The organism is Kribbella sp. NBC_00709, assembly GCF_036226565.1.
Classification (GTDB): Bacteria; Actinomycetota; Actinomycetes; order Propionibacteriales; family Kribbellaceae; genus Kribbella.
The window spans coordinates 2091513-2114299 of sequence record NZ_CP108996.1; the positions used below are offsets into that span (position 1 = coordinate 2091513).

Sequence of the window (22787 nt, forward strand, 5' to 3'; positions counted from 1 at the left end):
AAGCAGGGGGAGCGATGAGCGAGAGCGGCGATCGGCCGACGCGGCAGCGGGTGACGTTGACCGATATCAGTTCGCGGGCGTGGGAGCACCCGGCGGACCGCGGCGCGCTGGTGGCGCTGCGGCAGTTGAAGGGCTTCGACTTCGTCCTGCGGAAGATGTCGGGGCTGATCAACGAGCGCGCGTTCCGGCTGCAGTACCTCGGTTCGGCGATCCGGGTCGACGACCGGCAGTTCCCGACCATGCACCGGCTCTTCACCGAGGCGGCCGCGACCCTGGACGTCCGCGAGCTCCCCGAGCTGTACGTGACGAACAGCCCGATCTGGAACGCGATGACGATCGGCATGGACAAGCCGTTCATCGTGGTGAACAGCGCACTGCTGCAGGGCATGGACGAGGAGGAGCTGCGGTTCGTCCTCGGTCACGAGATCGGCCACGCCCAGAGCGGCCACGCTCTGTACCAGTCACTGCTGCTCTGGCTGATGCGGCTCACCGGCGCGTTCAACTGGATGCCGATGGGCGCGCTCGGCCTGCGCGCCATCATCGCCGCTCTGCACGAGTGGTCCCGTAAGGCCGAGCTGTCCGGCGACCGGGCCGGCCTGCTCGCGGTCCAGGACCCGGCGGTCGCGCTGCGCGTCCAGATGAAGCTCGCCAGCGGCGGTCAGCTCGCCGAGCTCGACACGACGGCATTTCTCGCGCAGGGCACGGAGTACGAGAGCTCCGGCGACCTGCGCGACAGCGTGCTGAAGCTGCTGCTGCTCGAGGCGCAGTCGCACCCGCTGGCCGTGATCCGCGCGCACGAGCTGCGCCACTGGGTCGACGAGGGCGAGTACACGACGATCGTGTCCGGCGACTACCCGAAGCGTCAGGACGACGGCAACGCATCGATCTCGCAGGAGGCGAAGAACGCCGCCAAGTCGTACACGGACGCGTTCAACCGCTCGCAGGACCCGCTGGCCAAGCTGCTCCGCGACCTGGGCGACGGCCTCGGCGGTGTCCGCGACTGGGTCTCCACGAGGTTCCCGCGAAACTGAGTGGTACGAGATCCGGGCCGACTGCGATCCTGTCCGCGTGATCGAGATAGAAGCGGTTGGCCCGGACGACTGGAAGGCCTGGCGTGAACTGCGCCTCGCCGCGCTCGAGGAGGCGGCGTTCGCCTTCGGTTCGCAGCTCGCGGACTGGGTGGACGCCACCGAGGAACGCTGGCGGGAGCGGCTCTCCGCCCCCGGCGCGTACCAGGTGATCGCCACGATCGACGGTACGCCGGTGGGCATGGCCGGCGGGTTCCCGGAAGGCGAGGCGGCAGCTGAGCTGGTGTCGATGTGGGTCGCTCCGGCCGGCCGCGGCAAGGGCGTCGGCAACGCGCTGATGACCGCGATCGAGGACTGGGCCCGCGGCATCGGCGCCACCGTCCTCGAGCTGTCCGTTGTCCCCGGCAACGATCCCGCGCACGACCTCTACGAACGCCACGGGTACGTCGACACCGAGGAGCTCGGCGATCTGATGGCGGACGGCGTAGGCCGCGAAATCGTGATGCGCAAGCAGCTGTAGAACGGACGAAAGGCCCGCTTCCCCCCTCCCGGGAAGCGGGCCTTTCGAGTCTGGCGATCAGCCCACGTGGACCGGGCTCTGGCCGTCGTTGGCCAGGTCCTTGTGCTTGATCGACAGGCCGATCAGCGTGATCAGCCCGGCGCCCAGCGCCAGGAACGCCGACCAGATGAACGCCCGGGTGAAACCGTGCGTCGTAGCCAGCGCAGTGAACTGACCCTGCAGCTGCTTGATCTGGTCCGGCGACTGCCCGGACTCGGCCGCCTTCTGCAGGCCCGGGGCCAGCTCGGTGAACTTGTCCTTGATCGCGTTGGTGGAGATCGTGCCCAGCAGCGCCAGGCCGACCGCACCACCGATCTGCTGGACCGTGTTCAGCACCGCCGATCCCACTCCGGAATCCTCCGCGGCGACACCACTGACCGCGGTCAGCGTGAGCGGCACGAAGATCAGGCCCATCCCGAACGAGAGCACCAGGATGTACGGCAGCAGGTGCGTCCAGTACGTCGAATCCACCTCGAGCCGGCTGAACCCGAACATGCCGGCCGACACCAGCACGCCACCGACACCGGCGATCCAGCGCGGGTCGACCCGGGCCACCAGCGTCGACGCAACCTGAGCCGCGATCACGATGCCGAAGCTGAACGGCAGGAACGACAGACCGGTCTTGATCGCGCTGTAGCCCATGATGCTCTGCACGTAGATGCCCAGGAAGTAGAACATCGAGAACATCGCCGCGCCGACGATCAGCATCACGAAGAAGCTGACCCCACGGGTCCGGTTCGCGAGGATCCGGAACGGCATCAGCGCGTGCCGCGACCGGGCCTCGATACCGAGGAAGATCCCGATCAGCGCCAGGCCGCCGAAGATGAAGGCCAGCGTCGCCGCGTCGCCCCAGCCGTTCGAGCCGGCGTGCGTCAGGCCGTAGACCAGCGAGGTCAGACCGACCGTACCGGTGATGGCGCCGGGCAGGTCGAACTTGCCGGACTGCCGGGCCGACTCACCGAGGAACCGGAAGGCCAGTACGGCGACCAGTAGGCCGATCGGCGTGTTGATGAAGAAGGTCCAGCGCCACGACGCCTCGGTCAGCGCACCACCGAGGATCAGACCGACGGCCGCGCCGGCACCGGACATCGCGGCGTACACGCCCATGGCGCGGTTGCGCTCCTTGCCGGCCGGGAAGGTCGTCGTGATCAGCGCGAGCGCGTTCGGCGAGGCCGCCGCGGCCGCGAGGCCCTGCAGGATCCGGCTGGCGAGCAGCACGCTCTCGCTCTGGGCGATACCACCGACGAACGACGCCAGGCCGAACAGCACGACGCCGAAGACGAACACCTTGCGGCGGCCGAGGATGTCCCCGATCCGGCCGCCGAGCAGCAGCAGACCGCCGAACGCCAGCGCGTAGGCGTTGACCACCCACGGCAGCGACGCGTTGCTGAAGCCGAGCGCGTCCTTGATGTGCGGCAGCGCGATGTTGACGATGGTGCCGTCCAGCACCACCATCAGCTGCGCCATGCAGATCAGCGCCAGCGCGATACCGAGGTTGCGGTGACCGTGGCCGTTCGGCTCGGCCACCGCGTCGACCGGCCGGCCTTCCGGCGGATCGGCCTTGATGACTTCTTCGGACATAAGAAAACTTCCCCTCTTGGGCAGACTGTCTTGCTTGTCGCGGACCGGCCCCTCACCGGTCAGCTCACCTGCGACCCCCGCGCCGCAGGCAGGATCACGTTGTCGATCACTCGAAGGATCAGGTCGTCCGTCGGCTCGACGCCGAGGATGTAGGCGTGGTGGATGATCACCGCGGGCAGCGTCACCGACAGCAGGTCGACGTCGACGTCCGGCGCGATCTCACCGCGCTCGACGGCACGCTCGTACACCTTGTTGGTCAGGGCCTGCCGGGGCGCCAGGAAGCGCTCACGGAAGGCCTTCTGCAGCTCGGGGTCACGGTGCAGCGCGGTCAGCAGACCGGCGATCACCGACATCGGCAGCTCGTCGGTGAAACCACCGGCGCCGCACGCCATCGAGATCAGGTCGCCGCGCAGGCTGCCGGTGTCGACCTCTTCCGGCATCGGGCAGCCCTTGGCCCGGCTGATCGCGTCCACGACCAGCTCGGCCTTGGTGGACCAGCGCCGGTACAGCGTGGCCTTGCTGGCTTTGGCCGCCGTCGCCACCGCATCCATCGTCAGCCGGTCGTAGCCGAGCTCGGCCACCACCGCAACGGTCGCATCGAGGATCTCGTCCTCGCGACCGCCTTCGACCCGCGGCCGCTGCCGTACGCCTGCTGCATCCACCGTCATCACCCTGCGTAGCTACAAGAACACCGATAGAACGAAACTGTTTCGTTTCATCCATCACTCTACGACTCATGTGAAGGAATGCACAAAGGATTTTGCGAAGATTTCGCCCGTGGCATAAGTCACTCTCCGTACCAGTTGAAGACTGGTACGCCCGGGTCGAGCAGTGGAACAGGGTCCGCTGGTGGGGCCCGTGAACAGGAACTGGTGGCTCTAAACAGGAAATTGCCTGTTCAAAGCCACCAATTCCTGTTCAAGCCCACCGCGCGCGACGGTGCGAAGGCGGGGCAGGCGCGGGTACGGGAGGTGGAGCTGGGGTCCGGGGTGAAGAGGTGGGGCTCAGTCGTCGTCTTCGGCGGTGCGGGCCTGCTCGAGGCGCTGCGAGATGTTCGCGGCGCGGGTCTCGATCTTGCCGGCCAGCCGTTCACGGGCGGCGCGGAGGACGAAGATCGACAGGATCGACGACAGGATCAGCGCGACCAGGAGCAGCGGGAAGATCGTCAGCCAGTTGTTCAGGGCGAACCAGAGCACCGCGAAGCAGACGGCGAACAGGACCGCCCGCAGACCGGTGTAGATCGCGAACTCCTTCATCTCACACCCCAGCGTAGGAGTGCAGGCCGGAGACCAACAGGTTCACGCCGACGAAGTTGAAGATGAACACGACCCAGCCGACGATCGCGATGATCGCGGCCCGGCGGCCCCGCCAGCCGGCGGTCGCGCGGGCGTGCAGGTAGGCGGCGTACACCACCCAGGTCACCAGCGACCAGACCTCCTTGGGGTCCCAGCCCCAGTACCGGCCCCAGGCGTGCTCGGCCCAGATCGGACCGGCCACCAGGACACCGAAGGTCCACAGCGGGAACGCGAACGCGAGCACCTTGTACGCCGTACCGTCCATCGCCTCGGCGCTCGGCAGCCGGCGCAGCGAGGCGGACATCGTGCCGCCGGCGAGGACCTTCCGCTCGGCGCGGGCCTTCACCAGGTACAGCACGGAGACGAGGCCGCCGACAGTGAACGCACCACCGGAGATTGCGGCCGAGGAGACGTGGATGACCAGCCAGTACGAGTGCAGTGCCGGGACGAGCGGACCGGCCGGCGTGTAGAGCGCCAGCGAGGCCAGCCCCAGTACGGCGGCGATCACGAAGGTCACGCCGAGCCCGAGGTACTGCAGCTTGTACTTCTGCACGAAGATCAGGTAGACGATCGCCACCGCGAGCGACGCCGTGATGGAGAACTCGTACATGTTTCCCCACGGCACCCGGCCGGCCGCGAGCCCCCGGGTGACAACACCGCCGAGGTGCAGCACGAAGCCGAGCCAGGTCAGCAGCAATCCGATCCGGCTCGCCGCGTCCAGACGCTCGCTCGATGCGGGGGCAGACGGTTCGTCGACCTCAGCAGTCGTCTGCTCACCGCCAGAAGCGACCAGCACCTGCTCCTTCACCTCGACCTTGGCCACCGAAGCGCGGCCCAGGGCCCATTCCATGGCGTGCGAGATGAGGGCCAGGACGTAGATCACCGTGGCGGTCGGAATCAGCAGGTTGGAGACTTGTGCGTAGGTCTCCCCGCTCATCCCCGTCCTCGCTTCGCTCCGGGCGCGGATGAGGCTCTGAACGCGCTGTGCTTGATGATGAGCTCACTCCGTTCGCTCATGGCTGCTCCTCGTTGCTCGGGCCGGCGGGTTTGAGACTCGTGGTAATTGCGTGGATCTCATCGCCGAGGCCGCGTTCAGGCCCGCGGTCGAGACCGGCGACCTCGACAACGGTACGCCCGTCCTCGTCGCGGACCCGCACCCAGGTACGGCGCGGATGCACGAACAGCGAACCCATCAGGCCGAGGATCGCGAGCAGGATGCCGGCCAGCGCGAGATCCGTGCCCGGCGTGTGGCTGACCTGCAGCTTCACCCACCGGCTGTACCCGTTGAACGTGATCGAGCCGGCCTTGTCCGGCAGCGCGACGCTCTGCCCGGGCGCGAGCTGGAACCGCCACTTGTCGCCGTTCTGCTGGAACTGCGTCAGCTTCGACTTGTCCAGCTGGTACACCGACTCCGGCTTCCCGGTCTCGGGCTGCGGCCGGCCGTAGTACCCGGTCATCACCAGCTGCGGGTTCAGGTCGTCGGGGAACACCGACACCGGACCGTCCGGGCCGATCACCGCGGTCGGCAGGAAGAACCCTTCGAAGCCCAGCGCCATCGGCCGCGCGTCCGGCGCCTTGACCACGCCGAACGACGAGAAGTTCGTGTCCTGCGGCAGGAACGGCGCCGGCCCGGAGAACGCCACGTTGCCCTGACCGTCGCGAACCGTCACGCGCGGCGCGTATCCGTGGCCGAGCAGGTAGACGCTGCTGCCGTCCAGTTTCAGCGGGTGGTTGACCTGCAGCGCGTACGACTGCTCGGGCGCGTCCGGCGTCTGCTGGTAGTCGAGCTGCGCCTTGAACTCGCGCGCCGCACCCTTCTGCGGACCGTCCTCCTGGAACTTCACCTCGAAGTCCTTGACGGTCAGCGAGAACGGCGGCAGGTCGTCGTCACCGCTGAACGCGCGCCCCGGCGTGAAGTCGTCGTACTGCGCGACCGTGTTCGAGAAACCGTTGCCCACGACAACCAGTACCGTGCCGCGGTAGCCGAACAGCGAGCCCCATGCGACGCCGACCAGCGCCAGGATCAACGAGAAGTGGAAGAGCAGGTTGCCCGCCTCGCGCAGATAACCACGCTCCGCGCCGACCGCGCCGTCGTACACCTGGACCCGGAACCGCCGCTTCCGCAGCTCGCGGGTCGCGACCTCGAGAACGTCGCCGGGGGCATCGACCTCGAAGCGTTCGTACCCGGGCAGGCGGTTCAGGTTCCGCGGCGGCTTCGGCGGGCGGGCCCGCAAACCCTTCGCATACACGGAAAGCCGGGGTACGACGCAACCGATCAGCGAGATGAACAGCAGCAGGTAGATCGCCGAGAACCAGGCCGACTTGTAGACGGCGAACAGGCCGAGCTTGTCGTAGAGCGGCCCGAGCGTCTTGTGCGCCGCGAGGAAATCCGAGACCTTGACCGGGTCGATCGCCGTCTGCGGGACGAGCGAGCCGGGCACCGCGCCGAGCGCGAGCAGGAACAGCAGCACCAGCGCGGTCTTCATCGAGGTGAGCTGCCGCCAGGTCCACCGCAGCCAGCCGACCAGCCCCATCGCCGGCGGGCCGGACGGCTCCTCCGGGCCCGAGGCCGCGGCGATGCGGTCCTTGACCTCTGTCATCTCAGACCGCCGATCCGAAGTTGGCAACCCACTGCCGCAGGTCCGCGGTCATCGCATCCCACACTCCCGTCAGCAGCAGCAGTCCTACCGCGATCATCAGTACGCCGCCGATCCGGATCACCAGCAGCTGGTGCTTGCGGACCCACGCCACCGCGCCCAGCATCCGCCGGAACGCCAGGCCTGAGACGATGAACGGAATGCCCAGCCCGAGGCTGAACACCAGCGCCAGCGCCGCGCCGCGCCCGGTGCTGCCCTCGGTGGTGGCCAGCGTCATCACGGTCCCGAGCGTCGGACCGATACACGGAGTCCACCCGAATCCGAACAGTACGCCGAGCAACGGCGCCGCCGCGATCCCGACCGCCGGAACCCGGTGCACCCGCAGGTCCCGCTGCATGAATCCGAACCCGCCGAGGAAGACGATGCCGAGGACGACGGTCAGCCCGCCGAGCACCCGGGTGATCGCGGTCTGGTGATCGATCAGCAGATCACCGGCCTTGCCGAACACCACCCCGGTCAGGATGAACACCGCGGAGAACCCGGCCACGAACAACGCCGTACCGGCGAGCATCCGGCCGCGCTTGGCCGAGCCCAGCTCGGCCGCGGACAGGCCGGTGACGTACGACAGGTAACCGGGCAGCAGCGGCACGACGCACGGCGAGAAGAACGAGATCGCACCGGCGAGCACCGCGATCGGCAGTGCTACCAGCATCGACCCCGTCATCGAGTCGGCGAACCACTGTCCCATCAGCTCAACCGGCGTCCTTGACCATGCCCAGCAACGTCTGTTTGGTGACCTCGCCGACAACCCGCCCGGCGACCTTGCCGGTCTTGTCGATCACCAGCGTGGTCGGGATCGCGGCCGTGGAGATCTGGCCGCGGAACCGCAGCAGCCCCTTGCCGTCCGGGTCGTAGAGGTTCGGGTACGGCACCCCGAACTCCTGCACGAACTTCTTCGCCTGCGCCGGGTCGAGGTCACGCGTGTTCAACCCGATGAACTGCACCGACGGGCCGAGCTCCTTCGAGGCCGCGACCAGATCCGGTGCTTCCTTGCGGCACGGCGGGCACCACGAGCCCCACACGTTCAGTACGACGACTTTGCCGGTCTGCTCGGACAGCGTCCAGGTCTTCCCGTCCAGCGTCTTCCCGGTCAGCTCCGGCGCCGCCTTCCGGTCCCCCGCCGCGAACACCGACACGTTGCCGTTGCCGCTGACGAAGCCCGACTGACCCTGCCGGCTCTGCGAGGCCTGCTGACCCGAGCTGCACCCCGCGACCAGGAGCACTCCGGCCACCACGACCGCCGTACGACGCACCATCACGCGCCGCCGACGAACTTCTTCGAGGGTTTGACCGGCAACAGGTCCTTGGCAGGTTCGGCGTACCCGACGGAGACGATCTGGTCGCCGTGGAAGGTGAACGAGGTCAGGCTGGCCAGGCTGCACTGCCGCTTGCGCGGGTCGTGGAACATCCGGCGGTTCTCGATCGCGGACCTGACGATCCAGATCGGCAGCTGGTGCGACACGATCAGCGCCTCGTGCCCGGCGGCCTTCTCCCGGGCGGTCTCGATCGCGTCCCGCATCCGCCGGACGATCTGCTGGTACGGCTCGCCCCAGGACGGCTTCCACGGGTTCCGCAGCAGCCACCACGCGCTCGGGTTCTTCAGCGCGCCGTCGCCGACGCCGAACTTCTTGCCCTCGAACAGGTTCGCCGCCTCGATCACCCGCTCGTCGATGTCGGGCGTGAGCCCGAACACCTTGGCGATCGGCTCCATCGTCTCCTGGGCCCGCTCCAGCGGCGAGCTGACCAGGTGCACGACGTCGCGGCCCTTCACGTGGTCGGCCACTCGTTCCGCCATCGCGCGGCCGAGCTCGGACAGGTGGAAGTCGGGGATCCGGCCGTAGAGCACGCCGGTCGGGTTGTACACCTCGCCGTGACGCATCAGGTGCACGACCGTCGTTTCGGTCACTGCTGCCCTCTCATCTGTTCTGCACAGCCCTTCAGTTCTGTACTGCGGCGGCCGCGCGAGCAGCCGGGGCGAGCGCGGACTCGAGCTCGGCCAACGCATCGTCGTCGATGGCCGCACTGACGAACCAGGCCTCGAAGGCGCTCGGCGGCAGGTAGACGCCGGCGTCCAGCATGGCATGGAAGAACGCCGTGAACCGTGGCAGCACAGACGCGTTCGCACCGGTGAAGTCCCGGATCTCGGCAGGTCCCTCCGATGACTCCACGAAGAAGACACTGAAGAGGTTCCCGGCCGCGGAGATGACGTGCGGCACACCTTCCTTGTCCAGCGCGGTCGACACCAGCCGCTGGATGGTCAGCGAGGTCTCGTCCAGCTTCGCGTACACCTCGTCGGTGGCCAGCCGCAGCGTGGTCAGACCGGCCGTGGTGGCGATCGGGTTCCCGGACAGGGTCCCCGCCTGGTAGACCGAGCCCTCCGGCGCCAGGTGCGCCATCACGTCCGCGCGCCCACCGAAGGCGGCCGCCGGGAAGCCACCACCCATCACCTTGCCGAACGTCATCAGATCCGGCTGCACGCCGTCGACGCCGTACCAGCCGGAGCGGGTGATCCGGAAGCCGGTCATCACCTCGTCGGAGATGAACAGGGCGCCGTTCGCACGGCAGATCTGCGCGAGGAAACCGTTGAAGTTGTCCCGCGGCGGGACGACGCCCATGTTCCCCGGGGAGGCCTCGGTGATCACGGCCGCGATCTGATCGCCGTACTCCGCGAACGCGGCGGCGACCGCGGCCTGGTCGTTGTACGGCAGGACGATCGTGTCGGCGGTGGTCGCCTCGGTGACACCCGGCGTCCCCGGGATGCCGAGCGTCAGTACGCCGGAACCGGCCTGGGCCAGCAGGGCGTCGACGTGGCCGTGGTAGCAGCCGGCGAACTTGATGATCTTGGCGCGCCCGGTGAACCCGCGCGCCAGCCGGAGCGCGGACATCGTGGCCTCGGTCCCGGACGACACCAGCCGGACCTTGTCCACCGGCGTCCGGGCGACGATCTCCTCACCGAGCAGCACCTCGGTCTCGGTCGGCGTCCCGTACGAGGTACCCCGGCCGACCGCGGCCTGGACGGCGGCGATCACCTCGGGATGGGCGTGTCCGAGCAGCAGCGGACCCCAGGAGGAGACCAGATCGAGGTAGCGGTTGCCGTCGACGTCGGTCATGTGACATCCGTCACCGGACGCCATGAAGCGCGGTACGCCGCCGACGGCGCGGAACGCGCGGACCGGAGAGTTGACCCCGCCGGGGGTGACTGCGGAGGCCCTGTCGAAGAGCTTGGCGGACTGTTCAGTGTGGTCGGGCACGGCGGCTATTCTCCCCCGGGCACCCTGCGGTCCCACCGGCAGGGCCGGGCGAATTCCGGGACCGGATCGTCCGCAGGGGGTTCACAGGCGCTTTGTTACGCGCCAGTATGGGTACCCGGTGACCGCACGTACACGGTCTCGTCCGGCGCGTAACCCACGCAACGGGGCGGACGTTAGACCAATGACGACGGCAACCGAGAACGACACAAAGACTGTCCGCAGCGTGGGGCCGGACCGGTCGATGAGTCACGGAGGGGAATCATCGATGGCGAAGGGCAAGCGCCGCGCCACGGGTGGCGGCTGGCGTCAGGTGGCGCCGCTGATCCCGTTGGCGCTGTTCGCGAGCGCATTCACCGTCAGTGCCACGGACGATCCGGCGGTCGCCACGGCGTCGCTGGAGCAGGGTCTGTCCGGAGGTAACTCGGTCGTCGTTCCGAAGCAGCCGATCTCCCAGCCGGCCAACGTGCCAGGCCCGGGTGCGGTCGGCCCGGGCGTCGATCCTGGCGAACAACCGACCCAAGTGGTCTCGGGGCTGTCCAAGAACGGCATTCCGAACGCCGCACTGAAGGCGTACTCCCGGGCCCAGCAGGTGCTGGCCCAGGTCGACCCGTCGTGTCACCTGCCCTGGACGCTGGTGGCCGCGATCGGCCGGGTGGAGTCCAATCACGGCCGCTTCGGCGGCAACGCGCTGAACTCGCAGGGCGTGGCGGTCCCCGGGATCTTCGGCCCGCGGCTGGACGGCTCGTCCGGCATGGCCAAGATCTCCGACACCGACGCCGGCGCGTTCGACGGCGACGGGGCGTTCGACCGCGCGGTCGGCCCGATGCAGTTCATCCCCGGCACCTGGCGGGCCATGGGAGTGGACGGCGACGGCGACGGCGTGCGGAACCCGCAGGACATCGACGACGCGGCCATGTCCACCGCGGTGTACCTGTGCTCCGGCAAGACCGACCTGTCCAAGGCCTCCGACCTCAACGCGGCCGTCCTGCGCTACAACCACTCCCAGCAGTACGTCGACCTCGTGGTCAGCATCGCGAAGGCGTACGCCGGGGGCAGTTGGATCGCGGTCGGCAACGGGACCGCTGGTGACGACGTCGACGAGGCGGGCGAGCAGATCGGCGGCGGGGACATCAACGCGCCGTCGGACAAGAACCTGCCGAAGTCGATCGACCTACCGACGCCCCCGCCCACGGTGATCACGACGCCGACGGACGAGCGGGACGAGACGCGGCCGACCGTGATGCCGACCGACCGTCCGACGTCGAAGCCGACCAGCAAGCCGACGGTCAAGCCGACCACCGTCAAGCCGACGACGACCAAGCCGACGTCGAAGCCGACCACTCCGACCACGACGACGCCGGGTGTCGCGACCCTGACGACGGCCGTCGGCCTGATCGTCGGCACGGTCGGCAGCACGCTGGGTCAGCTGCAGACGGCCACGACGTACTGCCAGTCCGAGATGGCGAAGGTGACGATCACCAAGCCGACCCAGGACCAGCTGCAGAAGTGCGTGACCGCCTACCAGACCGGTGGCGCGAAGGCCGTCGACCAGGTCATCCGCAACCTGCTGTCCCTGCTCGGACTGCTGGGCGTTCTCGGTGGAGGCATCCTCGGGAGCTGATCCCTCACAGACCGGCGCACCTGCCCCCACCCCTCCCTAGGTGCGCCCCTGGCGACGCCACGGAGCACATCCCCCCGGCTCCGTGGCGTCGCTCTTTTAACGATCAGAACTGCTAACGATCAGAACTGCTTGACGATCAGAAGGTCCAGGCCCGGTCGATGGTCTGCGTGATGCTGTTGCCCAGCAGATCGCCTGCTGTCACCCGCACACTCGCGGACGACGCGCCCGCGGGCGGCGCCGGCAGCTTCGCCCGGACGGTGCCGAGTCCTCGCAGCGACAGCTGCTGCCAGGTCTTCCCGTCGTAGGAGATCTCGGCGGTCGTGCGGAAGAGACCCAGCCCGCGCAGACCCGGCTGATAGGCCGGAGTCAGCTCGAGCCATCCGTCGGTGTGCTTGTAGTCGACCTGTACGAGCGGCAGCACCGCCCGGCTCTTGGTCGGCGCCGAGAGGAAGTGCCAGGTCGTGTGCGTCGACGTCGACGTGGTCGCCCAGCTGTTCGCGCCACGCTGCTGATCCAGCGTCAGGTCGTACCACGCGGCCCGCGCCGGCACCGCCCACTGCGCAACCGACCAGTTCGCACTGCCGAGTTCGACGCCGTTGCTGCTGAGCTTCATGCTCGTCACGTCGCCGCGATCACCCCAGCCGAACACACTCCGATCACCGCTTACGTACTGCGGGATCGCGATCCGCAAGGCGTTCTCGAACCGCGCCGGCGGCCATCCCTGCGCCACATCACCAGCCGAGTCCGACAACCCCGGTACGGCGGGACGCATCAGCGGCTCCCACCAGCCCCGGGTGGCTTGCTCGCCCGGCTGGTAGCTGCGCGGGATCGTGGACTCGAACCCGGTCTCGTTCCACTCCCCGGCCGCCGTCGTCTCGTCCCAGGTCACGCCCTTGAGGTCAGTGACCAGGTAATCGGTACGGGTTACCGGTCCGGTCACCCCGCGGGTCGAGCTGAGGCCGGCGGTGATCCCCGGCAGGTGCGCGATCCGCTGGTCGTTGTGCAGGGGGAACGCCTCGTTGCGCTGGAAGTTCATCGTCACCACGGCCGGGTGCATCTTCGCGACGTCGTACGTCAGCGGTCCCTTGACGGTCGACGGTCCGATCGCGACGTCGTACCGGTAGGTGCTGTCGCGAACTCCACTCAGCTGCAGCGAGACCGGGCCCTTCGCCAGCGCACCGAGCAACTGCTTGCCCTGTTCGGAGCGCAGGAGGTAGAGCGGGACGCCTTGCTCGGTCCCGGTCGACCAGTAGCCGGGCGACTCGTTGTAGAGGAACACGACCTTGGCACCGGCCGCCTTCGCCGCCTGTACCTGCGCGGTCGTGTCGTCCGGCGACGTCCAGCGGATCAGCGCGATCTTGTCCTTGGCGCCGGTCAGCTCGGCCGGCGTACCATCGCCGCCGTTGTAGATCGGCAGGTTCTCGTTGCCGACGAACACGGTCCGGGAGGAGCCCGGTCCCGGGGTGGGCAGGCGACCGGCGCCGGGTACGTCGACGGTCAGCTGCGGCTGGGCCAGATCCCAGCGCTGCACGACCTGGAAGGTGCCGTTGGCAACCTTCCCGAAGTCCTGGACGTAGATGCCGTTGGCAACCTTGCCGTTGAACGCCCAGCCCGACACCGCGTCCCGGTCACCGACCTTGCGGTGCCAGGCGATCCCGATGCTCTGCGCGTCGGCCGGCCGCGGCGTCTTGATCGTCACCTTGTGCGCGGTCCGGGCGTCGAACGTGAACGTCCGGTCGGTGCTGATCCATTCGTCCGGATCGCCGAGCAACGTGATCGAGTTGGCCCAGTTCGCCTCGTCGCCGCCGACGGCGTACGCCATCACGCTGTAGCGGCCGGTCGGTACGTCGAGGGTGCGGCTGCCGGTCTGGTCGAAGGCGATCGCGTTCACGTCGCCGGTGTCCTGGTTCCACAGCTGCACCCCGCTGGCGCCGGCGGCGGTCGTCGCGGGCTTGCCGTCACGACCGATCGCCTTCACGGTCACCTGGTTCAACCGGCCGCCGGCCGCGAACCCGAGCCCGGTGCGGACCTCGCTGTTACCGCTCCGCGCAGTCAGTACGCCGGCATAGTTGGCCGGCTGGGTCTTGGCCAGGTTCAGGGTCACCGTCGCGGACACAGTACCGCCGGCCGGGATGGTCAGACGCGAAGGACTCACCGAAACCGCGGCCTTCACATGAGCCGGGGACTGCGCGTCGACCGAGAGGCCGAGCGTCACCGGCCTGTTCGAATTGTTGCGGTAGGCAACTTTCCGGGCGACCGGCGCGGGCGCGGTCGGTCCGGTCCAGGAGAGGTCGCCGAAGAACAGGTTCGCCGAATCCGGGAGGACCTTCGGGTCGAGCGCCTTCGGGATGTCGATCCGGCCGAGGCCCTGCTGGTCGGTACGGGCGCCGGCCGACGGGACCGCGGTCGAGGCCAGCGCGGCCTTCAGCTGCGGGCCGGTCCAGTCCGGGTGCCGCTGGGCCAGGATCGCAGCCGCGCCGGCCACGTGCGGCGTCGCCATCGAGGTGCCGCTCAACGCGGTGTAGTACTGGCCGAGGATGTGGCCCTGCTCGGTGCCGGCGGCTCGTGCGGCCGCGATCTCGACGCCCGGCGCGGTCACCTCGGGCTTCAGCGCACCGTCGCCGATGCGCGGGCCACGGCTGGAGAAGTTCGCCAGGTTGTCCTTCTGGTCGACGGCGCCGACGGTCAGCGCCTCGGACGCCGCACCCGGAGAACCCACGGACTGCTCGGCGCCGGCGTTACCGGCCGCGATCACGAACAGCGTGCCGCTCGACTCGGACAGCCGGTTGACGGCCTCGCTCATCGGGTCGGTGCCGTCCGACGGCAGGCCGCCGAGGCTCATGCTGACGACCTTCGCGCCCTGCTGGACGGCCCACTCCATGCCGGCGATCGCCTCGGAGTCGTAGCCGCCGCCACTATTGTCGAGCACCTTGCCGATCAGCAGCTCCGCACCCGGCGCGACACCCTTCCGCTTGCCGTCGGACGCAGTACCGAGGCCGGCGACGATCGACGCGGTGTGGGTGCCGTGTCCGTGCAGGTCCTGGACCGCCTCATCCGGGACGAAGCTCTCCGATGCGACGACCTGCTTGGCGAGGTCGGGGTGCCCGGCGTCGTACCCGGTGTCGAGGACGGCCACCTTGACGCCGTGGCCGTCGTACCCCTGCTTCCAGGCGGTCGGGGCGCCGATCTGTTGGTCCGACTGGTCGTCGGTGGTGTGGGTGCGGCCGTCGAGCCAGATCTTGGTGACCTGGCCGGTCTTGAAGGTCGTCGGGCCGCTGATGCCGGCCCAGAACGCCTTCGCGTCGGACTTCTGCACGGTGACCGCGCTGCTTCCGACGCTGGTGAGGGTACGGCGGAGTGTGGCCGCCGCCGGCGTACTGGGGACGCTGCGCAGGGTTGCCGGCGCCGTGAGGAGGAGGGGCAGTCGATCGCTGCTCGCGTCGTCGTAGCCCTGCGCAGCGAGTTCGGTGAGGTTGAAAAGGCGCTTGTCCAGCCGGCCCGCGGTCAGCAGTGGGTAGGCCTCGGACGGGATCAGGCTGAGTTCACCGTCGAACGTGCCGAAGTAGTACGGCTCGTCGTCGGTCAGCCGGGCGGAAACCTGCCCGTTGGCGCTCGTGGTCAGCTCGGCGACGTCGCCGGTGACGAGCGTGATCCGCTGGATCGACGCACCCGGCGTCGGGTTGGCGGCGGCGGGCTGGGCGGCGTGCGCCGGGGTGGTCGTCAGCAGCAGGGAACTGACGACCACCGCGGCGAGCAGGCCTGACGCGAACCGGGACGATCGGGCAAACACAGCGGGACACCTCCCGATGCCCCGACCCATGCGAGGCCATCATCGGGAGCCTGTCAGTTGCCTTCAGCCCCGGTCCACCGGTCCGTCTGACGTACACCCGCCATGACCGGTACCGGTCAGGCGAAGCGCTTCGCGACGTTCTCGACGCGCTCCAGCAGGTCCAGGTCGTAGGCGACGCCGGGGATGTAGAACAGCACGTAGTCGGCGCCGGCCTCGAGGACCGCCTCGACCTTGTTCGCGATCTCGTCCTCGGTGGTGATCAGGTTGTCCCGGTCGAACTTCTCCCGGTTCATCGGGCCGAGCGCCTTCTCGGTCGCCTTCTGCGGGTCGTCGCCCTTGTCGATCGGGAAGACGTTGAAGTTCGTCGACTTGATGATCTCGTCGTAGTCCCGGCCGACCTTCTGGCAGTGACCGCGGAGGATGTCCGCCTTCTCCTTGAACGTCTCCGGGCTGCCGCCGCCGATGTTCGCGGCGTCGGCGTACTGCGCGACCAGCTTCAGCGTCACCTTCGGGCCGCCGCCGCCGATCCAGAAGCTCGGGTGCGGCTTGCGGACGCCCTTCGGCTCGTTGATCGGGGCGTCGATCGAGTAGTACTTGCCGTTGTAGACCGGCTTGTCCTCGGTCCACATCTTGTAGATGATCTCGGTCGCCTCACGGAACGCGGCCATCCGCTGCGGGATGTCGGTCCACTCGTAGCCGTACGCCTTCCACTCGTGCTCGTACCAGCCCGCGCCGATACCGGCGTACAGGCGGCCGTGGCTGGCGACGTCGACCGTGGACGCGATCTTCGCGTACAGCGCCGGGTTGCGGTACCCGTTGCAGCCGACCATCTGGCCGATGTTCACCCGCTTGGTGTCGCGGGCCAGCGCCGCGGTCGCGCTCCAGCACTCGAACGTGGTGTTGTCACTCGGCTCCGGCACCGTGTGGAAGTGGTCGAAGAGCCAGATCGAGTCCCAGGACTGCTCGTCGGCGCGCTTGGCGACATCCGTCATCGCCTCCCACTGCTCGATCGGGTCGGCGATCTGCGCCAGATCCATCTTCCAGCCCTGCGGGACGAATACCCCGAAACGTGTAGTCATGCTGCCATCCTTTCCGGGGATGGCAGCATCGGTCCATGAATACGAGTACTGAATTTGCACTCAATCGGACCACTACAGCTTCTTAATTCATCGCGCGCTCAGCACCCCCGCGCCCACCCCGGGTCCGGGGCGGTGGACGGCGCGGGCGGCGAGGATCGCGTTCAGGGCGATCGGTGCCAGCCGGCCGCCGAACTCCTGCCGGGTCAGGGCCGCCACTCCGGCGGCGCTCGGCGCGGAGGCCGACGTACCGAAGAAGAGGCAGGTCCGGTTGAGCGTGGTCGGGCAGGTGCCGGAGCCGAAGCCGCCGGCGCCGCTCACCGAGACCCCGTCGGACGCGAGCCAGTACGGCGCCGGGAAGCTCACCGAACCGGGACCGGGGACCCCCTTGCACGGACCGGGCTTGCCGCCCGGGCAGCGGGTGGTGGTGATCAGCTGGGTCGGACCGGCCGCGCTGTAGGCCTCGAGCGGCGTGGTCTTCGGGTCGACCGACGTGTTCGCGTTGACCGCGCCGGCGCTGGTGGCGAAGCCGATGTAGTTCGAGTCCGGGTTCATCGAACCGGCGCGCTCCGGCGGGTCGATCGTCTGGACGCCGGCCGACAGCGCACGCCAGCGCAGGTCCAGGATCGGCGCCTTGCGGGCGGTCGAGGTGCCCTGGACGTCGACGACGAGCTTCACGGCCTGGGCCGCGGTGGTCGTGTTGTCGTACTCGAACTGCTCGATGGTGTCACCGACGCCGTTCGCCTGGACACCGGTGCTGGATGCGAGGCACTTCGTGCCCGTGCTGTCCATCAGGTACAGGTTCAGGTCGGTGAAGCCACCCTGGCCGGCGGTCGGGTAGACCGCGCGCGGCTCGCTCCACTGCAGGGTCGGCAGGATCGACGCCCCGGGCAGCAGGTTGAGGTCGTAGGACGTGTCGTCGCCGCGGAGCTTCACCACGTTGTCGGGGTTCGCCGGGCAGCCGGAGTACGGGCCGGCCACGCCGTCCGGACCCTTGCCGGTGCCGACCGCGGCGACCCGCGGCGCGTGCCGGTTGCCGAGGTTGCCGGCCGACGAGCTGATCCAGATGCCGTGCTTGGCGAGGCCTTCTGCGGTCGCGGCACCGATGCCCTGCTGGAAGACCGGCTCGTCGTCGAGCGCGATGTCCTCGGCGATCATCGAGACGCCCGCGTTGGCGAGGGTGTGGAACGCCTCGACGTACTGCGCTGTGGTGTCCTGCGTGCTCGCGTAGGCCAGCTTCGCGCCGGGCGCGAGGTCGTGGATGATCTCGAGCATCGCGGTGCCCTCGTCGTTGACGTACGACGCCGCCTGCTGGAGCACCTGCACGTCCGCCGGCAGCTCACCCGCCGCGATCGCGTCGGCGATGTGATCCACGTCGCCGGAGATCGCGCCGACCTTCTGCCCGCGGCCGGTGAGACCGCGCGCCTGGGCGAGGTCCGCCTTGTGCAGCTGCACGCCTTCGGCGGTCACCGGTCCGACGTCCACCTGCGGACGGAGCGACGGCCGGAGGGCGGTCACCCAGCCGAGGGCGGCCACAGCTTCGAGCTTGTCCGGCGGGATCGACGCCGAGACCAGGCCGGTCTGCGGCAGGTCGGCGCCCGGGACGCTCTTGACGCCGGCGGTGTTCTTCAGCACGGACACGCCGAGCGAGGTCAGCGCGGCCTCCTGCTGCGCAGTCACCGGCGAAGCGGCATAGACCTCAACACCGAGCCGACCGCTGCCGTCCACCTTCAGCGCCTTGGTCCCGGCGCTCAGCGACCTGCTGTTCGCCGTCGCCTTGGCCGCGGCGTCGCGCAGCATCGTGGGGATCTTCGCCGAGGCTGCCGGGTCCTGCGGTGATGCCGCTGTCGCCGGTGAGACCACCGCGACCACAGCCATCGGAACGATCAGCGCCACGCTGCTCAGCACGTATCGAAGCTTCATGGAGTCCTCCCCCTCGTCGCCGGGACCACAGTCACCTAGCCACCAACCAGCTGTCCAGACTTCGCGTCAAACCCAACTGACCGCAAGGGAGAACTCTCATCGACAAGTTCGAACGGCTGTTCATCACGGCCTCGAAACAAATTGCACAAGGCACCCATCAGCGCGACGAGCTCCCGCAGGACGGCGGCCGCTGGCCGGTCTCCGTCGTACTGCGGCCTCCCCAGGACTGCGCGCTCGCACACGCCCTCGACGCCCTGACCACGGAGGCGGCTGCGATAGCAGGGCCCGGCCACTGGCAAACCGGCCAGCTCGGCTCCGCACACCTCACCGTCCGCGCCCTCGAGCCGCGCCGGGAGCTGATCCCGCCCGACGACCCCACCCTCAGGCGCTACCGGTCGGCCCTCCACCGCGCGACCCTCGCCACCACGTGGCCCCTCCGCTTCCAAGTCACCGGCCTGACTCTCACCCCCGGATCCGTGATGGCCTGCGCCGAGCCGTTCGACGAAGACGCCGACCTCTTCAGCAAACGCCTCACCATCGAGCTGGGTCCCGATGCCCACCACGAGCCCGATCCCCGCGACATCTGGTACCTCAATCTCATCCACTTCACGAACGACATCGCGAAGCCGGACGAGCTGGTCGACTGGGTCGCCGACCGCCGCAGAACACTGATCGGCACCACCACGATCGCCGCACCCGAGCTCGTCCGGGCCGACCACCACGCCGGCCCACGACCACATATGCGGCTGGAAGTCATGAGAGCGCTCTAGTTCCGGAACCGCCGAGGTCTTGACCGGCGGCTGGGGAGAGCTGAGAGTCGGGCGCAACTGCGGGTGCGAGGCTCGCGCTGAGGTGGGGAGCGCCCATGCGTGGTTTCCGGCGGATTGCTCTGGTTGCGGCGGCGGCTCTGGTCGCCGGACTGCTGCCGTTGTACGCGGTGGCCGACGATCCGGCGCCGGTCACGTTGGCGGCGTTCGAGGGCGGTGAGCCGTTCGCCTCGCCGCCGAACGCCGGGATCTTCGGGTGGGGCAGTGACGGTGACGACGTTCCGACGATGGAGCTGCAGACCCGCGCGGACGCCCCGGCCGGCGAGAAGGTCCTGCACGGCACCTACAACATCAGCGGGTACGGCGGCTTCAGCCACGACATCACGTACGACGTGAACCCGGCCGACTGGTCGGCGTACAAGGGGATCCGGTTCTGGTGGTACGGGCAGAACACCGCCCCGCTCCCACCCGGCTCCGGGAAGCGGATCTTCTTCGAGATCAAGGACGGCGGCGCGAACGCCGAGGCCTCCGAGCTGTGGAACACCAGCTTCACCGACGACTGGCAGGGCTGGCACCAGGTCGAGATCCCGTTCAGCCAGCTCGTGTACCGCAGCGACTACCAACCGGTCGGCGGCATCGACCAGATCCTCAACCTGACCCACATGTGGGGCTATGCGTTCACCATGCCCGTCGGCACACCCGGTGAGTTCGCGATCGACCAGATCGAGGTGTACGGCAAGGCCGACCCGGCGCTGAAGGCGAGCGTCGTGACCGACGCCGGCGTCTACCCGGTCAAGGAAGGCGCCACCGCACAGGTGAAGGTCTCCGTCGCCACGACGGACGGCACGCCGCTCGAAGAGCCGGTCACCGTCGACTACAAGACCGGGACAGGCAGCGCCGGCGCCAACGACTACACACCCGTCGCAGGAACGCTCACCTTCCCGGCCGGTACGACGTCCGGCACGACCCAGAGCGTGGCGGTGACGACGAAGAAGGACCGCACCGCCGAGGCCGCGGAAACCGTTCCGCTCGAGCTCACGGTCACCGGCGCGAAGGCGCCCTCGACCCAGCCGGTCGTGGTGATCAACGCGCACGACCTGCCGTACCTGAACCCGAAGCTCCCGCTCAAGAAGCGCGTCGACGACCTCCTCGCCCGGATGACGACGGCCGAGAAGGTCGGCCAGATGACGCAGGCCGAGCGCAACGCGCTGCACTCCAAGTCGGACATCGCGTCGTACGCCCTCGGCTCGCTGCTCTCCGGCGGCGGCTCGGTCCCGACCCCGAACACTCCGGCGGCCTGGGCCGCGATGATCGACAGCTTCCAGCTGAACGCGCAGGCGACCCGGCTGCAGATCCCCTTGATCTACGGGGTCGATGCGGTGCACGGGCACAACAACGTGGTCGGCGCGACGATCCTGCCGCACAACATTGCGATCGGCGCCACGCGCGATCCGGCGCTGGCAGAGAAGGCCGGTGAGGTGACCGCGACCGAGGTCCGCGCCACCGGCATTCCGTGGGACTTCGCTCCGTGTTTGTGCGTGGTCCGCGACGACCGCTGGGGCCGCGCGTACGAGGGATTCGGCGAGGACCCGGCGCTCGTGCAGTCGATGGAGACCGTGATCACCGGACTGCAGGGCAAGGCGGACGGCAGCCAGCTGTCGAAGAACACCCACGTGCTGGCCACCGCGAAGCACTTCGTCGGCGACGGCGGCACGACGTACGGCAGCTCGACGACCGGCTCGTACAAGATCGACCAAGGCATCACGCAGGTCACCAGGCAGCAGCTGGAGACGTTGCATCTGGCACCGTTCAGGACCGCTGTGGATCTCGGCGTCGGCACCGTGATGCCGTCGTACTCGAGTGTCTCGATCGACGGCGCGGCGCCGGTCAAGATGCATGGCAACGGTGAGCTGATCAACGGCGTACTCAAGCAGCGGATGGGCTTCGACGGGTTCGTGATCAGCGACTGGCAGGCGATCGACCAGCTGCCGGGCGACTACGCGAGCGACATCCGGACGTCGATCAACGCCGGCCTCGACATGATCATGGTACCGACGAACTACCAGGGATTCACCCAGGGCCTGACCGACGAGATGACGGCCGGCCGGATCCCGATGACCCGGATCGACGACGCGGTCCGGCGGATCCTGACCGAGAAGTTCAAGCTCGGCCTGTTCGAGCACCCGTACGCCGACACCTCGAACATCGCGTCGATCGGATCGGCCGCACACCGCGCCGTCGGACGCGAGGCGGCGGCGGAATCCCAAGTACTGTTGAAGAACGACGGCAATCTGCTGCCGCTGAAGTCCGACGCGAAGGTCTATGTTGCCGGCAGCAACGCCAACGACCTCGGCAACCAGATGGGCGGCTGGAGCATCACCTGGCAAGGTGGTTCGGGCGCGACGACCACCGGTACGACGATCCTGGACGGGATCAAGCAGGTGGTGCCGACGGCAACGTTCAGCGCGGATGCCTCGGCCCCGCTGGAGGGTCATGACGTCGGCGTGGTCGTGGTCGGCGAACGCCCGTACGCGGAGGGAATCGGTGACGTGGGCAACGGTCACGACCTGCAACTGTCGGCCGCGGACAAGGCCGCGATGGACAAGGTGTGCGGGGCAATGAAGTGCGTCGTGCTGATCGTGTCCGGCCGGCCGCAGGTGATCGCGGACCAACTCGGCAAGATCAACGCACTGGTCGCATCCTGGCTGCCGGGGACCGAGGGCGCGGGCGTTGCCGACGTACTGTTCGGGAAGGTTCCGTTCAGCGGGCGCCTGCCGGTCAGCTGGCCGCGGACCGAGGACCAGCAGCCGTTGAACGTCGGCGACGCGTCCTACGATCCGCAGTACCCGTTCGGCTGGGGGCTCACGACGCAGGCCGCCGCACGACAGGCGTTGACGGAGGCGCGTAACAGCCTGCTGCGGAAGCACGACGCCTACGCGCTGGCGGCTGGGGTCGCGGCGAGCATCGCGCTCGGCGTGCAGGACTGGTCGGGGCCGCAGGCAACCATCGCTCTGGCCGCGGCCGCACAGTCCGCCAAGCTCCTCGAGCGGACCAAGGCCGACACCTTTGCCGAGGACGACGCGGTGGTCGGAGTCAGCCGGTGGATCGCGCAGAACCACATCGGCCAGAACCTCACCGAGCCCACGTCCAAACTCACCTCGGACGCCGACCACCTGCTGCTGAGCGGAAGCCTGAATGCCGCGGTCAGCAAGCTGACCGCGGCATCCAAGAGCTGAACA

17 protein-coding genes are annotated in these 22787 nt (G+C 68.7%); 5 read left to right on the forward strand and 12 right to left on the reverse strand.

The genetic code is table 11. The annotated features are described in order from the left end of the window. Nucleotides 1–14 precede the first annotated feature (14 nt). Entirely contained in the window at nucleotides 15–1031 is a 1017-nt protein-coding gene (locus OHA18_RS10310; RefSeq protein WP_329003723.1) for a M48 family metallopeptidase, read from the forward strand. Nucleotides 1032–1068: 37 nt separating this feature from the next. After that, the gene (locus OHA18_RS10315) at nucleotides 1069–1548 is read left to right on the forward strand and encodes a GNAT family N-acetyltransferase (protein ID WP_329003724.1); all 480 of its coding nucleotides are present in this window, start codon (nucleotides 1069–1071) and stop codon (nucleotides 1546–1548) included. Nucleotides 1549–1605: 57 nt separating this feature from the next. Here OHA18_RS10315 and OHA18_RS10320 read toward each other — a convergent pair whose 3' ends face one another. The 9 genes from OHA18_RS10320 to hemL all read right to left on the reverse strand — a co-directional run bounded on the left by OHA18_RS10320 (nucleotide 1606) and on the right by hemL (nucleotide 10380). After that, on the reverse strand, nucleotides 1606–3168 hold the full coding sequence (locus OHA18_RS10320) for an MFS transporter (RefSeq protein ID WP_329003725.1): 1563 nt from the start codon (nucleotides 3166–3168) through the stop codon (nucleotides 1606–1608). 59 nt (nucleotides 3169–3227) lie between these two features. Beyond that, complete coding sequence (locus OHA18_RS10325; protein ID WP_329003726.1) at nucleotides 3228–3830, reverse strand: TetR-like C-terminal domain-containing protein; 603 nt, start codon at nucleotides 3828–3830, stop codon at nucleotides 3228–3230. A gap of 342 nt (nucleotides 3831–4172) precedes the next feature. Continuing rightward, a complete protein-coding gene (locus OHA18_RS10330; protein WP_329003728.1) occupies nucleotides 4173–4424 on the reverse strand; it encodes a DUF4229 domain-containing protein in 252 nt (83 codons plus the stop codon). 1 nt (nucleotide 4425) lies between these two features. Continuing rightward, complete coding sequence (gene ccsB / locus OHA18_RS10335) at nucleotides 4426–5400, reverse strand: c-type cytochrome biogenesis protein CcsB (protein ID WP_329003729.1); 975 nt, start codon at nucleotides 5398–5400, stop codon at nucleotides 4426–4428. A 76-nt stretch (nucleotides 5401–5476) separates the two neighbouring features. Then, nucleotides 5477–7063: a cytochrome c biogenesis protein ResB gene (gene resB / locus OHA18_RS10340; RefSeq protein WP_329003730.1), complete on the reverse strand. Its 1587-nt coding sequence runs from the start codon at nucleotides 7061–7063 to the stop codon at nucleotides 5477–5479. A 1-nt stretch (nucleotide 7064) separates the two neighbouring features. Then, nucleotides 7065–7808: a cytochrome c biogenesis CcdA family protein gene (locus OHA18_RS10345; protein WP_329003731.1), complete on the reverse strand. Its 744-nt coding sequence runs from the start codon at nucleotides 7806–7808 to the stop codon at nucleotides 7065–7067. A gap of 4 nt (nucleotides 7809–7812) precedes the next feature. Continuing rightward, nucleotides 7813–8376, reverse strand: a complete 564-nt coding sequence (locus OHA18_RS10350; RefSeq protein WP_329006080.1) for a TlpA family protein disulfide reductase — start codon at nucleotides 8374–8376, stop codon at nucleotides 7813–7815. Then, nucleotides 8376–8999, reverse strand: coding sequence for a histidine phosphatase family protein (locus tag OHA18_RS10355; RefSeq protein WP_329006081.1), 624 nt, complete (start codon nucleotides 8997–8999; stop codon nucleotides 8376–8378). The genes OHA18_RS10350 and OHA18_RS10355 overlap by 1 nt, the downstream gene beginning before the upstream one ends. Before the next feature lie 58 nt (nucleotides 9000–9057). Then, nucleotides 9058–10380 (reverse strand): glutamate-1-semialdehyde 2,1-aminomutase, encoded by a 1323-nt coding sequence (gene hemL / locus OHA18_RS10360; protein WP_329006082.1) that lies wholly within the window; start codon nucleotides 10378–10380, stop codon nucleotides 9058–9060. Nucleotides 10381–10636: 256 nt separating this feature from the next. Here hemL and OHA18_RS10365 point away from each other — a divergent pair, with 256 nt between their 5' ends. Next, nucleotides 10637–11992, forward strand: coding sequence for a lytic transglycosylase domain-containing protein (locus OHA18_RS10365; protein ID WP_329003732.1), 1356 nt, complete (start codon nucleotides 10637–10639; stop codon nucleotides 11990–11992). A gap of 136 nt (nucleotides 11993–12128) precedes the next feature. On the opposite strand, the gene OHA18_RS10370 is transcribed toward OHA18_RS10365, so the two are convergent. The 3 genes from OHA18_RS10370 to OHA18_RS10380 form a co-directional block, all read right to left on the reverse strand. Beyond that, nucleotides 12129–15782: a S8 family peptidase gene (locus tag OHA18_RS10370; RefSeq protein WP_329003733.1), complete on the reverse strand. Its 3654-nt coding sequence runs from the start codon at nucleotides 15780–15782 to the stop codon at nucleotides 12129–12131. Between the two features lie 116 nt (nucleotides 15783–15898). Continuing rightward, the gene (locus OHA18_RS10375; protein WP_329003734.1) at nucleotides 15899–16861 is read right to left on the reverse strand and encodes an LLM class F420-dependent oxidoreductase; all 963 of its coding nucleotides are present in this window, start codon (nucleotides 16859–16861) and stop codon (nucleotides 15899–15901) included. An 87-nt stretch (nucleotides 16862–16948) separates the two neighbouring features. Next, nucleotides 16949–18781, reverse strand: coding sequence for a hypothetical protein (locus OHA18_RS10380; RefSeq protein ID WP_329003735.1), 1833 nt, complete (start codon nucleotides 18779–18781; stop codon nucleotides 16949–16951). A 479-nt stretch (nucleotides 18782–19260) separates the two neighbouring features. Between OHA18_RS10380 and OHA18_RS10385 the strand changes: the two genes are divergently transcribed. Further along, complete coding sequence (locus OHA18_RS10385; protein ID WP_329003736.1) at nucleotides 19261–19551, forward strand: hypothetical protein; 291 nt, start codon at nucleotides 19261–19263, stop codon at nucleotides 19549–19551. Between the two features lie 95 nt (nucleotides 19552–19646). Then, nucleotides 19647–22784, forward strand: a complete 3138-nt coding sequence (locus OHA18_RS10390) for a glycoside hydrolase family 3 N-terminal domain-containing protein (protein ID WP_329003737.1) — start codon at nucleotides 19647–19649, stop codon at nucleotides 22782–22784. Nucleotides 22785–22787: the final 3 nt, after the last annotated feature.